12 protein-coding genes and 3 pseudogenes are annotated in these 13101 nt (G+C 65.1%); 14 read left to right on the forward strand and 1 reads right to left on the reverse strand.

What is annotated here, in order from left to right; all coding sequences use genetic code 11:
• Positions 1 to 334 precede the first annotated feature (334 nt).
• Entirely contained in the window at positions 335 to 916 is a 582-nt protein-coding gene (locus tag G3436_RS00970; RefSeq protein ID WP_163940449.1) for a TetR/AcrR family transcriptional regulator, read from the reverse strand.
• Between the two features lie 295 nt (positions 917 to 1211).
• Here G3436_RS00970 and G3436_RS00975 point away from each other — a divergent pair, with 295 nt between their 5' ends.
• The 14 genes and pseudogenes from G3436_RS00975 to G3436_RS01035 all read left to right on the forward strand — a co-directional run bounded on the left by G3436_RS00975 (position 1212) and on the right by G3436_RS01035 (position 13075).
• Positions 1212 to 2027 (forward strand): alpha/beta fold hydrolase, encoded by an 816-nt coding sequence (locus G3436_RS00975; RefSeq protein ID WP_163940451.1) that lies wholly within the window; start codon positions 1212 to 1214, stop codon positions 2025 to 2027.
• A 6-nt stretch (positions 2028 to 2033) separates the two neighbouring features.
• Positions 2034 to 2330 (forward strand): extradiol ring-cleavage dioxygenase, encoded by a 297-nt coding sequence (locus tag G3436_RS00980; protein WP_163940453.1) that lies wholly within the window; start codon positions 2034 to 2036, stop codon positions 2328 to 2330.
• A gap of 4 nt (positions 2331 to 2334) precedes the next feature.
• Positions 2335 to 3210, forward strand: coding sequence for a DODA-type extradiol aromatic ring-opening family dioxygenase (locus G3436_RS00985; RefSeq protein WP_163940455.1), 876 nt, complete (start codon positions 2335 to 2337; stop codon positions 3208 to 3210).
• Entirely contained in the window at positions 3182 to 3535 is a 354-nt protein-coding gene (locus G3436_RS00990) for a non-heme iron oxygenase ferredoxin subunit (protein WP_163940457.1), read from the forward strand. Before G3436_RS00985 ends, G3436_RS00990 begins: the two co-directional genes overlap by 29 nt.
• Positions 3536 to 3574: 39 nt before the next feature.
• Entirely contained in the window at positions 3575 to 4924 is a 1350-nt protein-coding gene (locus G3436_RS00995; protein ID WP_163940459.1) for an aromatic ring-hydroxylating dioxygenase subunit alpha, read from the forward strand.
• A 9-nt stretch (positions 4925 to 4933) separates the two neighbouring features.
• On the forward strand, positions 4934 to 5464 hold the full coding sequence (locus G3436_RS01000) for a 3-phenylpropionate/cinnamic acid dioxygenase subunit beta (RefSeq protein ID WP_163940461.1): 531 nt from the start codon (positions 4934 to 4936) through the stop codon (positions 5462 to 5464).
• Positions 5465 to 5474: 10 nt separating this feature from the next.
• A complete protein-coding gene (gene hcaB, locus G3436_RS01005) occupies positions 5475 to 6287 on the forward strand; it encodes a 3-(cis-5,6-dihydroxycyclohexa-1,3-dien-1-yl)propanoate dehydrogenase (protein ID WP_163940463.1) in 813 nt (270 codons plus the stop codon).
• Between the two features lie 24 nt (positions 6288 to 6311).
• Positions 6312 to 7289, forward strand: coding sequence for an NAD(P)H-dependent flavin oxidoreductase (locus G3436_RS01010; protein WP_243666963.1), 978 nt, complete (start codon positions 6312 to 6314; stop codon positions 7287 to 7289).
• Between the two features lie 29 nt (positions 7290 to 7318).
• Positions 7319 to 8100: pseudogene (locus tag G3436_RS01015) on the forward strand (2-keto-4-pentenoate hydratase).
• Between the two features lie 107 nt (positions 8101 to 8207).
• On the forward strand, positions 8208 to 9599 hold the full coding sequence (locus G3436_RS01020; protein WP_243666964.1) for an AMP-binding protein: 1392 nt from the start codon (positions 8208 to 8210) through the stop codon (positions 9597 to 9599).
• Positions 9578 to 10066: a hypothetical protein gene (locus G3436_RS27185; protein WP_243666965.1), complete on the forward strand. Its 489-nt coding sequence runs from the start codon at positions 9578 to 9580 to the stop codon at positions 10064 to 10066. Before G3436_RS01020 ends, G3436_RS27185 begins: the two co-directional genes overlap by 22 nt.
• Positions 10063 to 11003, forward strand: a pseudogene (locus G3436_RS01025) (acetaldehyde dehydrogenase (acetylating)). Before G3436_RS27185 ends, G3436_RS01025 begins: the two are co-directional and overlap by 4 nt.
• A gap of 10 nt (positions 11004 to 11013) precedes the next feature.
• A pseudogene (dmpG, locus tag G3436_RS01030) lies at positions 11014 to 12047 on the forward strand (4-hydroxy-2-oxovalerate aldolase).
• Between the two features lie 11 nt (positions 12048 to 12058).
• The gene (locus G3436_RS01035) at positions 12059 to 13075 is read left to right on the forward strand and encodes a CDP-6-deoxy-delta-3,4-glucoseen reductase (protein WP_163940465.1); all 1017 of its coding nucleotides are present in this window, start codon (positions 12059 to 12061) and stop codon (positions 13073 to 13075) included.
• Positions 13076 to 13101: the final 26 nt, after the last annotated feature.

Here is a 13101-nt window from a genome sequence, read left to right on the forward strand (position 1 = left end):
GGGGGGTGCAGGCAAGTGCATAGTTGAGGTACCCGTTTCCATTCTTATTGTTGTGTGGCGGGCCCCGAGGGGCCAAAGCACCGCTTAAAATACACATGTGAATGTGTATGTATAGACTACGCGCGGGGGTGGGCGCGTTGTCAATAGGCGCAACCGGAAGGGGCCGAGCAAACGAGGTTTTTTGATTTATATGATTGATTTATATGGAATAAATAAATCAATAAATTTTGCGTGGCGGTCGCTTGTGAAGGGAGGTAACGCGGTTTTTGATAAACAAAGATACATTTATGTATCTGGTGTGACGAAAATGCCGACGTGCGCCGGCATCGTGCGTTCAGGCCGCGGTGCTGCCGGCTTCGGGGATCAGGATGCCTGCCATGCGCTGGCTACGCTCAAGGCGCTGTTGCGGGGTGTCCTCGCTGTGCAGCAGCGACAGGCTGATCTGGTAGGCGTAGATCAGGTAGGCGCGGTCCTGGGCTTCGCTGTCGGGCACGCCGGCCTGGATCAGCAGGCCTTCGATATAGCTCAGGCGATGGCTGTCGACTTCATCGATGGCCTGGCGGGCCTGCTTGTCACGGCGCGCCCAGCCGCGAATGCCGAGTTCGATGGAGGCTGCGTCCTTGGCGGTTTGCCCGTGCGAGGGCAGTTCGAGCAGGCGTTGCAGCTGCTGCAGCGGCGAGCTGTGGGCGTTGCGCAGGTGCAGGATGACGTCTTCGGTGGCACGTGCACGCCAGTTGCCGAGAATACCCTCGAGCAATTCGCTGCGGCTCTTGAAGTGATAGTAGAAGCTGCCACGGGTGATCTTCAGTTCCTTGGCCAGGGTGTCGACCCGAACGGCGTCGACGCCGCTGGTGACAAGCACTTCCTGTGCCGCATGAATCCAGTCTTCGCGTGTGAGGTTGGTGCGTGATGACATTGTGTAGGGGCCTTGTCCAACAAGCTGGATAAGCGCCAGGGCACAGCAGCGTCCGACGCATGCCCTTGGCGGCAAACCGTCATTCTAACGCCCGGCGCAACGACGAAGCTATTACCGCTGCATGCCCTGTGGCCCGCGCAGGAGGTGCGTGGCTGTTCGTGTTCAAGAGTACATCTGTGTAGGTTTACTTTTCGATTATTTAACACAAGTCATGTTTTTTCATTGACTCAGGTCAAATCGGTAAATAGCATACAGATACACATCTGTATGTTGATAATAAGAACCGGAGGCCGCCATGAGCGCAACAGCCAAGACCCTGCTCGCCGCAGGGCACCACACCCACTATCACGAAGCCGGCCGGGGTGAGGCCTTGTTCCTGCTGCACGGTTCGGGGCCTGGCGTTTCGGGGTGGGCCAACTGGGCCACGACCGTACCGGTGTTCGCCGATCGCTGGCGGGTGGTGGTGCCGGACATTGCCGGCTTCGGTTTCACCGAGTTCAAGGACGACGCCAAGTACGACATCAAGCTGTGGGTCAACCATCTGCTGGGCATCATGGATGCCCTGGATATCGAGAAGGCCTCGTTCGTTGGCAACTCGTTTGGCGGGGCGCTGGCCATTGGCCTTGCGGTGTTTGCGCCGCAGCGCGTCGACAAACTGGTGCTGCTCGGCACGCCGGCCGGCGAGTTCGTGCAGACCCCGGGCCTGCGTGGCGCCTGGGAATACGAGCCGTCGCTGGACAACATGCGCCAGTTGATGACGCTGTTTCCCTACGACGCTTCATTGATCACCGATGCGATGGTGCAGGCCCGCTACGAGGCCAGTGCACGGCCCGGTGCCCAGCAGGCGCTGCGCAAGCTGATCCCGCAACCGGCTGCCGAAGGCCAGACCCTGGTCAAAGGCTTCCCCGCCGCCGCGCTGGCCAAGATCGTCGCGCCGACCCTGGTGGTGCATGGTCGCGAAGACCGCGTGGTACCGCCGGAGTGCGGGTTGTTGATCGCCAACAGTATTCCCGATGCCGACCTGCACCTGTTCGGCCGCTGCGGGCACTGGGTACAGAGCGAGCAGCCGCGCCGCTTTGCTGCGCTGGTCCGCGACTTCCTCAGCGAGTAGGCCGCCATGAGCAGAAACCTGATGGAACGTGTGCTGTGGCAACTGTGCGTGGAGCGTGCTGCCAAGCAGCGCTTTGGCGAAGACCCCGCAGGGTTCCTGGCGCGCTTTGCCCTCGAACCTGGCGAAGTGCAGATGATCGTCGAGTTCGACGTGGCCGGCCTGCAGGCAGCCGGCGTCAACCCGATGCTGACCATGGGCTTCTGGCAGGAACTTGCGCCGCAGCGCGACATGCGCCTCTACAAGCAGCGCCTGGGCGCTACCAACGAACAAGGCGCAGGGTTTTCCGCTGCGCTCAAGGGGTGAACCAATGGGCAAGATAGTCGGCGGCTTCTGGATGCCGCATGACCCGGTGATGTTCGTGGCGCCGAATGCGCCGCCGCCAGCACAGCGCGACGCGGTATGGGCGGCGTATGCGCAGTGTGCCGAGCGTCTGGCAGCGTTGCAGCCGACATCGGTGATCATCGTCGGGTGTGACCATTACATTCTGTTTGGCACCCATTGCCTGCCGCGCTACGTGATCGGCACCGGCGATGTGGACGGCCCGATCGACCGCCTGCCGGGGCTGGCGCGTGGCCCGGTGCGCAACCATGAAACGCTGGCCGGGCACATCGTCGCCCATGGCGAAGGGCAGGGCGTGGACTGGACGGTGGCGCGCAGTTTCACCGTCGACCACTCGTTCGCGATCCCGCACCAGTTGGTGGTCAAGCCGGCCGAAGCACTGCTGGGGCGCGAGCTGCCGAGTATCCCGGTGTACCTGGCGTGCGGCGTCGACCCGTATATCTCGCTCAAGCGCTCGGCCGACCTGGGCCGGCAACTGCGCGCGGCGGTGGAGGCGTTCGATGCCGACGAGCGTGTGGTGATCATCGGCAGTGGCGGTATCAGTCACTGGGTCGGCACGGTCGAGATGGGCCGGGTGGCCGAAGACTTCGATCTCGAGATTCTCGCCCATGGCGTCAATGGCGACCTGCAGGCGCTGTGCGCCTACAGCGATGAAGAGATTCTGCGTCGGGCCGGCAACGGCGCGATGGAAATTCGCAACTTCGCCTGCGCCCTGGCGGCCATCGAGCGCCCGCAGGGAGAAGTGATCGCCTATGAAGCCGTGCCTGCCTGGGTCACCGGGCTGGGTTTTGTGCAACTGAGTGTGAGGGCCGAGCATGAGCCGCGTATTACTTTGCCAACGTGACGAGCTGGCGCCGGGTGAGCTGAAAAAGGTCGCCCACAGCGACGGCGATGCCATCTGCGTCTACAACCTGGGCGGCACTTTCTATGCCACCACCGACATGTGTACCCACGCCACCGCCTCGCTGGCCGAAGGCGACCTGGAAGACGACCTGATCACCTGCCCGGTGCACTGGGGGCAGTTCCACGTGCCCAGCGGCAAGGCCGTGACCTTCCCCTGCGAGCGGCACCTGCGTACCTACAAGGTCATCGTCACCGACCGCGAAGTGTATGCCGACATGGCCCTGGAGGCCGACGAGGCGCTGGCCGACGCCGACAGCCCGGTGTGACCGGGCCGTTGTCCAACCGTATTCCTGTGAGTCTGAACCATGGATAACAACAAGCACATACCGCTCAGAACCATTGAAAGCACGCCCACCCTGGGCAACCTCGACCGTCTCTGCGACATGCAGCAAGGGCGCCTGTCGGGCAAGGTGTTCTGGGACGAGGCGATCTACGAGCAGGAGTTGGAGAAGATCTTCGCGCGCTGCTGGCTGTTCGTGGCGCATGAGTCCCAGTTGCCCAAGTCTGGTGACTACCTGACCACCTCCATGGGCGAGGACGAAGTGCTGGTGGTGCGCCAGAAAGATGCGTCGATCAAGGTCTTCCTCAACGCCTGCCCGCACCGTGGCAACAAGGTGTGCTTTGCCGAGGCCGGCAATGCGCGCGGCTTCATCTGCAACTACCACGGCTGGTCGTTCGGCGCCGATGGCGGGCGGCTGATGGGCATGCACGAGTCCAAGTGCTACGAAGAAAGCCAGTTCGACAAGTCCAGGCATGGCCTGCGCGAGGCCCGCGTGGCCAGCTACAAGGGCCTGGTGTTCGCCACCTTCGCCGCGGATGCGCCCACGCTCGAGGAGTACCTGGGGCCGATGACCTGGTACATGGACGTGATGCTCGACATGGACGAGGGCGGCAGCGAATTCCTCGGTGGCTGCATCCGCTCCACCATCGAATGCAACTGGAAGATCGCCGCCGAGAACTTCGTCGGCGACATCCTGCACGGTGGCTGGACCCACGACTCGGCGGCCAAGGCCATGCTCGGCGGACCGGTGGCCAACGTCGGCGACCTGCCCGAATCCTATTCGGTGAACTGGAACGGCCACGGCTACGAGTTCGCCACCGACGTGGTCGGCAACGCCGCCACGCTGGGTGAGAAAGACATCAACAAGTACCTGCACGTGCTGCGCCCCAAGGTCGCCGACCGGCTGGGCGAGTTCCGTTCCAGGCTGATCGGGGCGATTTCCTCGTTCACCGTGTTCCCCAACTTCTCGTTCCTGCCCGGGCAGAACACGGTGCGCATCTGGCAGCCACGCGGCCCGCACAAGATCGAGCTGTTCACCTGGGTGATCGTCAACAAGAACGCACCGCAGGACATCAAGGACAAATGGCGGCGCGGCGCAATGATGACGTTCTCGCCGACCGGTGTGTTCGAGATGGACGATGGCGAAAACTGGGAGTACTGCACCAAGACCAGCCGTGGCGTGGTCACGCGCTACCAGGACCTGTATGTCGGCCTGGGCATGCACACCCGGCTCGATGACAGCGAGCTGCCGGGCAACGTGTTCAAGGGCCAGCTCAACGAATGCAATGCACGGGCGTTCTACCAACGCTGGAAAGACCTGCTGCAGGCACCGACCTGGGCCGACGTTCCAGACCGCAATGGCACGCTGCGCTGAGGGGGCCAGATGACATACGCACAACACGACAGCCTCGTTTCAGTCGAGGAAAGCCGCCGGGTCGAACAGTTCTTGCTGCGCGAGGCGCGCCTGCTCGACGACGAATGCTGGGACGCGTGGCTGCACAGCCTCAGCGAGGCGATCCATTACTGGATGCCGGGCATCGAGAACCGTCGTCGCGAGGACAAGTCCGGGCCGTATCGGCTGGAACACATGGCTTTTTTCGACGACGGCATGCGCGAGTTGAAGCGCCGCGTGGCGCGCTTCAAGCAGCCTTCGGCCTGGGCCGAGAACCCGCCCACGCGCAACGTGCACCTGGTCAGCAACATCGAGGTGTATGCCGGCGCCGAGCCGGGCCAGTACCTGGCCTATTCATGCTTCATCAACGTGCGCAGCCGTGGCCTGGACGAGCACCACCAGATCGCCGGCAGGCGCGAGGACGTGCTGCGCCTGGAGGCCGACGGCCTCAAGCTGCTCAAGCGCAAGATTCTGATCCCCAACGCGATGTTGCTGTGCAAGAACATCAACACGTTCCTATGAGGGCCTGCACATGGCTTGGTTGAAAGGGCAGGTGGCACTGGTCACCGGCGGTACCGGCGGCATCGGCAGCGCCATCGTGCGCCGCTACGTGGCCGAAGGCGCGAAGGTCGCGGTGATGGGGCGCGATGCGGCGCAGCTGGCAGCGCTGAGCGCCGAGCTGGGCGAGGCGGTCATCACCGTGCAGGGCGACGTGGCGCGCTATCAGGACAACCAGCGTGCGGTGGCGGCGACCCTGGAGGCCTTCGGCCGGCTCGACACCTTCGTCGGCAACGCCGCGGTATTCGACTATTTCACGCGCCTGGACCGTATCGCGCCGCAGGATTTCGAAGGCGCGTTCCAGAAACTCTTCGCCACCAACGTGCAGGGCTACCTGCTCGGCGCACAGGCCTCGATCGCGGCCTTGCGCCAAACCGGTGGCAGCATGATCTTTACCCTGTCCAACAGTGCCTTTTATGCCGGCGGAGGTGGCATTCTCTACGTCACCGCCAAGCATGCGCTGGTGGGCATGATTCGCCAGCTGGCCTACGAGTTGGCCCCGGACATCCGGGTCAATGGGGTGGCGCCGGGGGCGACCAACACACCGATGAAAAGCCTGGAGGGTTTGAACAGTCGCAGCGTACCGCTCAACCAGATTCCCGGTTTCGAGGACGGCGCGGCCCAGGCCGTGCCCCTGCAACGGATTGCCGAGCCCGAGGACCACACCGGGCACTATGTGCTGCTGGCCTCACGCGAGAACGCCGGCCTGACCACCGCCACCATCATCCACAGCGATGGTGGCTGGGAGATCCGCAGCGCCGGCCCCGCAAGACCGCGCAAGGCCTGAGCCTTGATAACCAGAACAAGAGAGATGCGTGATGACAACAACAAGCCTGAGTGCACCGCAACAGCAACTCCTCAACCTGTTTGCCGGGCTCGACCTGCCGGTACTGGCGGCGCCGATGTTCCTAGTGTCGGGGCCGCGCCTGCTGGGCGCCTGTTGCCAGGCCGGCATCGTCGGCAGCATGCCGCGCCCAATGCGCGCACCGTCGAGCAGTTGCAGCAATGGCTGGAACAGATCGTTGCCGAGCGTGACGCCGCGCAGCAGCGTGGCGAGCAGTGGGCGCCGTGGATGCTCAACATGATCGTGCACAGCACCTATGACCGTTTCGACGCCGAGCTTGAGCTGGTGCGCCGCTTCCAGCCGCCGATCGTCTCCACGGCGCTGGGCAGCCCCAAGCGTGTGCTCGATACCGTGCACGCCTACGGCGGCGTGGTGATTGCCGACGTGATCAGCCCGGCGCTGGCGCGCAAGGCCGTGGCCGCCGGCGTCGATGGCCTGGTACTGGTGTGCAACGGCGCGGGTGGGCACACCGGCAGCTACAACCCGTTTGCCTTCGTGGCCGAAGTGCGCGAGTTCTGGGACGGCCCGCTGGGCCTGGCCGGGGCGATCTCCAATGGCCGCGACATTCATGCGGCGCAGGTGCTGGGCTGCGATTTCTCGCTGGTCGGCACGCGCCTGATCGCGGCCCACGAGAGCCTGGTCGAAGACGCCTATCGCGACATGCTGGTGGCGTGCTCGCTGGATGAAGTGACCACCACCAAGGCGGTCAGCGGCGTGCTGGCCAACTGGATGCAGCCGTCGCTGGACAAGGCCGGTATCGACCCGCGCAGCGAAACCCGACCGAGCATCGACTTTTCCGGCGACATCGCCACGGCCAACAAGGCCTGGAAGCACGTGTGGTCGGCCGGGCAGGGGGTAGGCCAGATTACCCGCACCTACAGCGTCGCCGAACTGGTCGACGAACTGCACCAGGGTTATCGCGACAGTCGCGCGCGCGCCTTGTAAGCCATCCGGATCCGTTCAGGAGCAACCCCATGACTCAGCAAAACCTTCAGGCTGCGGCTGCAGCCCTGGCCCACGCGCGTTCGAGCCGCACCCCGTGCGGGCGCATCAGCGAGCACTTCGATATCCAGTCGCTGCACGATGCCTACGCCGTGCAGGAACTCAATACCCAGGCCGCGCTGGCCGCCGGTCGGCGCCTGAGCGGGCGCAAGATCGGCCTGACCTCGCTGGCGGTGCAGCAGCAACTGGGTGTCGACCAGCCCGACTTCGGCATGCTGTTCGCCGACATGGAATGCCGCGATGGCGAGGCCATCGACAGCACGCGGCTGATCCAGCCCAAGGCCGAGGGCGAGATCGCCTTCGTGCTGAGCCGTGACCTGCCCAACCCCGACACCACCCTGGGTGAACTGCTGCGCGCGGTCGACCACGTGCTGCCGGCGCTGGAGATCGTCGATTCGGCGATCGAGAACTGGCGCATCACCCTGGTCGACACCGTGGCCGACAACGCGTCCTCTGGCCTGTACGTACTGGGCAAGACGCCGGTCAGCCTGCGCGGGCTGACCTGGCCCTGGAAGGCATGTTGCTGGAGAAGAACGGTGCCCAGGCGGCCATCGGCGTGGGCGCTGCGTGCCTGGGCAACCCGCTGGATGCCTGCCTGTGGCTGGCGCGCACCATGGCCCTGGCGGGCCGCCCGTTGCAGGCGGGCGATGTGCTGTTGTCCGGCGCGCTGGGGCCGATGGTGCCGGTGGTGGCAGGCGACAGCCTGCGCCTGCGCCTGACCCGCCTTGGCGAAGTGAGCTGCCGCTTCGATTGAGCCCGTTGGGCTGTACCCCTCCACCGGCCTGACCGTCCGGTGGCGATGACAACAATAAAACCAGTGAGCAGCGGGCCGATGGCCTGCCGCGCTTGCGAGGGCGTGCGATGTACGATTTCCATAACGATCCCACCCAGTTGGCCCCCGCCAGGGTGCTGTATGAACCACGTGCCGACGGCAGCTTCGTGCTCAGTTCGCCCGAGCCGCTGCAACCCTATGCCCGCTGTATCGGGCAGTGGCTGGAGCACTGGGCGGTGCAGGCGCCGGAGCGCGCCTACCTGGCCGAGCGGCGCGGTGCCGGCTGGTTCAGCCTGAACTATGCGCAGGTGCGCCAGCGTGTCGGCGCCCTGGCCCAGGGCCTGCTGGAGCTTGACACCGCGGCGGGCCGACCGCTGCTGATGCTCTCGGAGAACGACCTGGACCAGGCATTGCTGACCCTGGCGGCGATGCATGTGGGCATTGCGGTATCGACCGTGTCGGTGGCCTATTCACGCAACACCGCCAGTGGCTGCAGCAAGCTCAAGGCCATCGTCGAGGTGCTCAAGCCGGCGCTGATCTTCGTCAACGACGGCGATGCCTACTGCCGTGCCATCGAACTGCTGGGCCCGGACTGTCCGGTGGTGGTCGCGCGCAATGCCCAGGAAATCCCCGGCGCGCTGCCCTTGTCGCAGCTGTACAAGGCCGAGAGCCCGGCGGTGATGGCGGCGTTCGAACGCCTGGACGGCGACACCCCGGCGCGCTACCTGATGACGTCCGGGTCCACCGGGGCGCCCAAGGCCGTGGTCAACACCCACGGCATGCTGTGCGCCAATCAACAGGCGATTGCGCAGTGCTGGCGGTTTCTGGAGCAGGGCGAACTGATCGTGCTCGACTGGTTGCCGTGGAGCCATGTGTTCGGCGCCAACCACAATTTCAACCTGGTGCTGCGCAATGGCGGCACCCTGTACATCGACGATGGCCTGCCCGTGCCGGGGCAGATCGACCGCACCCTGGAGAACCTCCGGTCGGTCAGGCCCACCCTGTACTTCAACGTGCCGCGCGGCTACGAGGTGCTGCTGCCGTACCTGGAGCGTGACCCGGCGCTGGCACAGGCGCTGTTCGGGCGCCTGCGCATGCTCTTCTATGCAGCGGCCGCGCTGCCCCAGAGCAGTTGGAGCCGGCTGGTTGCGTGCGCCGACAAGGTGCGTGAGACGCCGCTGTTCTTCGCCACCGAATGGGGCTCGACCGAGACCTCGCCGGTGGTCACCAGTGTGCATTTCGCCGCCGACAAGGCCGGCATCATCGGCTTGCCGGTGCCGGGTACCCAGCTCAAGTTCGTGCCGTCTGGCGACAAGCTGGAAATGCGCGTACGCGGGCCTTCGGTGTTCCCCCGCTACCTGGGCGACCCCACCAGCACGCTGGCGGCGTTCGACGAGGAGGGCTTCTACCGCATCGGTGACGCCGGTCGCTGGTCGACCCGGCGCGCCCGGAACTTGGCGTGCAGTTCGATGGCCGCGTGACCGAAGACTTCAAGCTCAGCAGCGGTACCTGGGTCTCGGTCGGCACCCTGCGCCCGCGACTGGTCAGTGCACTGGCGCCGTATGCCAGCGACTGCGTGATCGGCGGGCATGATCGCGATGTGATCGGCGCACTGGTGTACCCCACCCAGGCGCTGCGCGACCTGCTGGGCGCCGCGGGCCAGGGCATGAGCGGCGCACAGCTGGCCCTGCAGCCTGAAGTGCGCCTGGCCTTGTGTGCGGGCCTGCAGGCGCTGGCCAGGGAGTACCCGGCCTCGTCCCAGCATGCCGTGCGCCTGGTGATTCTGGACTCGCCGCCCAGCCTCAACGAGGGCGAGATCACCGACAAAGGCTACATCAACCAACGTACCGCCCTGAGCCTGCGTGCAGAGGCCGTGCAGCGGCTGTACGCCGACAGCCTCGACCCGAGCGTCATCCTCCTCGCCGAAGTCTACGGAGAAGCCGTATGAGCCCCGCCAAGTACAAAGTTGCCATCATCGGTTCCGGCAATATCGGCACCGACCTGATGATCAAGATCCTGCGTCACGGCCAGCACCTGGAAATGGCCGTGATGGTCGGTATAGACCCGGCCTCCGACGGCCTGGAACGCGCTCGGCGCCTGGGCGTCGCGACCACCCATGAAGGCGTCGAGGGGCTGAGCCGCATGCCCGAGTTCGCGAGCATCGACTTCGTCTTCGATGCCACCTCGGCCAGTGCGCACGTGCGCAATGACGCCTGCCTGCGCGCGCTCAAGCCCGGTATCCGCCTGATCGACCTGACCCCGGCGGCCATCGGCCCCTACTGTGTGCCGGTGGTGAACGTGGAGCAGAACCTGGGGCAACTGAACGTGAACATGGTCACCTGCGGTGGCCAGGCGACCATCCCGATGGTCGCCGCTGTCTCGCGGGTGGCCAAGGTGCACTACGCCGAGATCGTCGCCTCCATCGCCAGCAAGTCCGCCGGCCCCGGTACCCGCGCCAACATCGACGAGTTCACCGAGACCACCTCCAAGGCCATTGAGGTGATCGGCGGTGCGGGCAAGGGCAAGGCGATCATCGTGATGAACCCGGCCGAGCCGCCGCTGATCATGCGCGACACCGTGTTCGTGCTGTCCGAGGCCTGCGCGCAGGCCCGGGTCGAGGCGTCGATCGAGGAAATGGCCCAGGCGGTGCAGGCCTATGTGCCGGGCTACCGGCTCAAGCAGAAGGTGCAGTTCGAGGCGATTGCGGCCGACAAGCCCCTGCACATTCCGGGGTTGGGGACCTTTGCCGGGCTCAAGACCTCGGTGTTCCTCGAGGTCGAGGGCGCTGCGCACTACCTGCCGGCCTACGCCGCAACCTCGACATCATGACCTGCGCCGCGATGGCGACCGCCGAACGCATGGCCCAGGCCATGGCCAACCACTGAGGACGCCCGCATGACTTTCAACCCCGGCAAGAAGCTGTACATTTCCGATGTGACCCTGCGCGACGGCAGCCACGCGGTGCGTCACCAGTATTCGCTGCAGAACGTGCAAGACATCGCGCGCGCGCTGGACAAGGCGCGGGTAGACGCCATCGAGGTCGCCCATGGTGATGGCCTGCAAGGCTCCAGCTTCAACTACGGTTTCGCCGCGCACACCGACCTTGAGTGGATCGAGGCGGTGGCCGATGTGATCTCGCATGCCAGGATCACCACCTTGCTGCTGCCCGGCATCGGCACGGTGCATGACCTGAAGGCTGCGTACAACGCGGGTGCGCGGTGGTGCGGGTGGCCACCCATTGCACCGAGGCGGATGTCGCCAGGCAACATATCGAGTATGCCCGTGAACTGGGCATGGACACCGTGGGCTTTCTGATGATGAGCCACATGATCCCGGCCGAGCAGTTGGCGGCCCAGGCCAAGCTGATGGAAAGCTACGGCGCCACCTGCGTGTACATGGCCGACTCGGGCGGTGCGATGAACATGCAGGACATCCGTGATCGCTTCCGTGCCTTCAAGGCCGTGCTCAAGCCCGAGACCGAAACCGGCATGCACGCCCACCACAACCTCAGCCTGGGCGTGGCCAACTCGATCACCGCCGTGGAGGAGGGCTGCGACCGCATCGATGCCAGCCTGGCCGGCATGGGCGCCGGTGCCGGCAACGCGCCGCTGGAAGTGTTCATCGCCGCCGCCGAGCGTCTGGGCTGGAACCACGGCACCGACCTCTACACCCTGATGGACGCGGCCGACGACATCGTGCGCCCGCTGCAGGACCGTCCGGTGCGGGTGGATCGCGAGTCGCTGGCACTGGGCTTTGCCGGGGTGTACTCCAGCTTCCTGCGCCACGCCGAAATCGCTGCCGCCCGGTATGGCCTGAAAACCGTCGACATCCTGGTCGAGCTGGGCAGGCGGCGCATGGTTGGCGGTCAGGAAGACATGATCGTCGATGTGGCGCTGGACCTGTTGGCCGCTGGCAAGCACGCACACTGAGGGCACCGAGCATGAGCTTTCAACTGCAGATTCTGCCGGTGGGCCTGAGCTGTCCGCTCACCGCGCAGCAAACCGTACTGGATGGCGCACTGGCCGATGGCCTGATGCTCAAGCACAGTTGCCGCACCGGCACCTGCGGCAGCTGCAAGGGCCAGGTGCTCAGTGGCGAGGTGGAGCATGGCGACAGCCCGCTGGAGGTGCTCAGCCACGCCGAGCGTGCACAGGGCCTGGCACTGTTCTGCTGCGCCCGGGCGCGTTCGGACCTGGTGATCGAGGCGCCGGAAGTGACCGCTTTGCGGGGTGTCAGCATTCAACAGATGGGCGTGCGGGTGGCCAGTATCGACAAGGTCAGCCATGACGTTGCCGTGCTGCGCCTGATGCTCGCCCCAGGGGCAAGCTTCGCTTACTTCCCGGGGCAGTATGTGCAGGTGCTGCTCAAGGATGGCAGCCGGCGCAGCTACTCGATGGCGACCCGTGCCGCGCACGACAACCAGCTGGAACTGCACATCCGCCATATGCCTGGCGGCGTGTTCAGCGGGCATGTGTTCAATGCCCTGCAGCCCAAGGCGATCTTGCGCCTGGAAGGGCCGTTCGGCTCGTTCTACTTGCGTGACAGCAAGCGGCCGATGATTTTCCTGGCCAGCGGTACGGGGTTCGCCCCGATCCAGGCGTTGCTCGAACAGTTGCGCGAGCAGGGTGACAACCGGCGCCCGGTGTACCTGTACTGGGGCGGGCGGCGACGCGAGGACCTGTATCGCCATGAACAGTTGCTGGCCTGGCAGGCGCAGTTGCCCTGGCTACGCTATACCCCGGTGCTGTCCGAACCGGGAGAGGCGTGCGACTGGCAGGGCGCCACCGGGTTCGTGCATCGCCAGGTGCTGCAGGACTTCCACAGCCTCAAGGACTTCGAGGTGTATGCCTGCGGTGCGCCGATCGTGGTCGACTCGGCGCGGCGTGACTTTGTCCAGGACCGTGCGCTGCGCCCGACAACTTCTTTGCCGATGCGTTTGTCTGACGCTGTGCAATGAAAATGCCCGATGTGTGTGGTCGGGCA

The organism is Pseudomonas brassicae (assembly GCF_010671725.1).
GTDB lineage: Bacteria > Pseudomonadota > Gammaproteobacteria > Pseudomonadales > Pseudomonadaceae > Aquipseudomonas > Aquipseudomonas brassicae.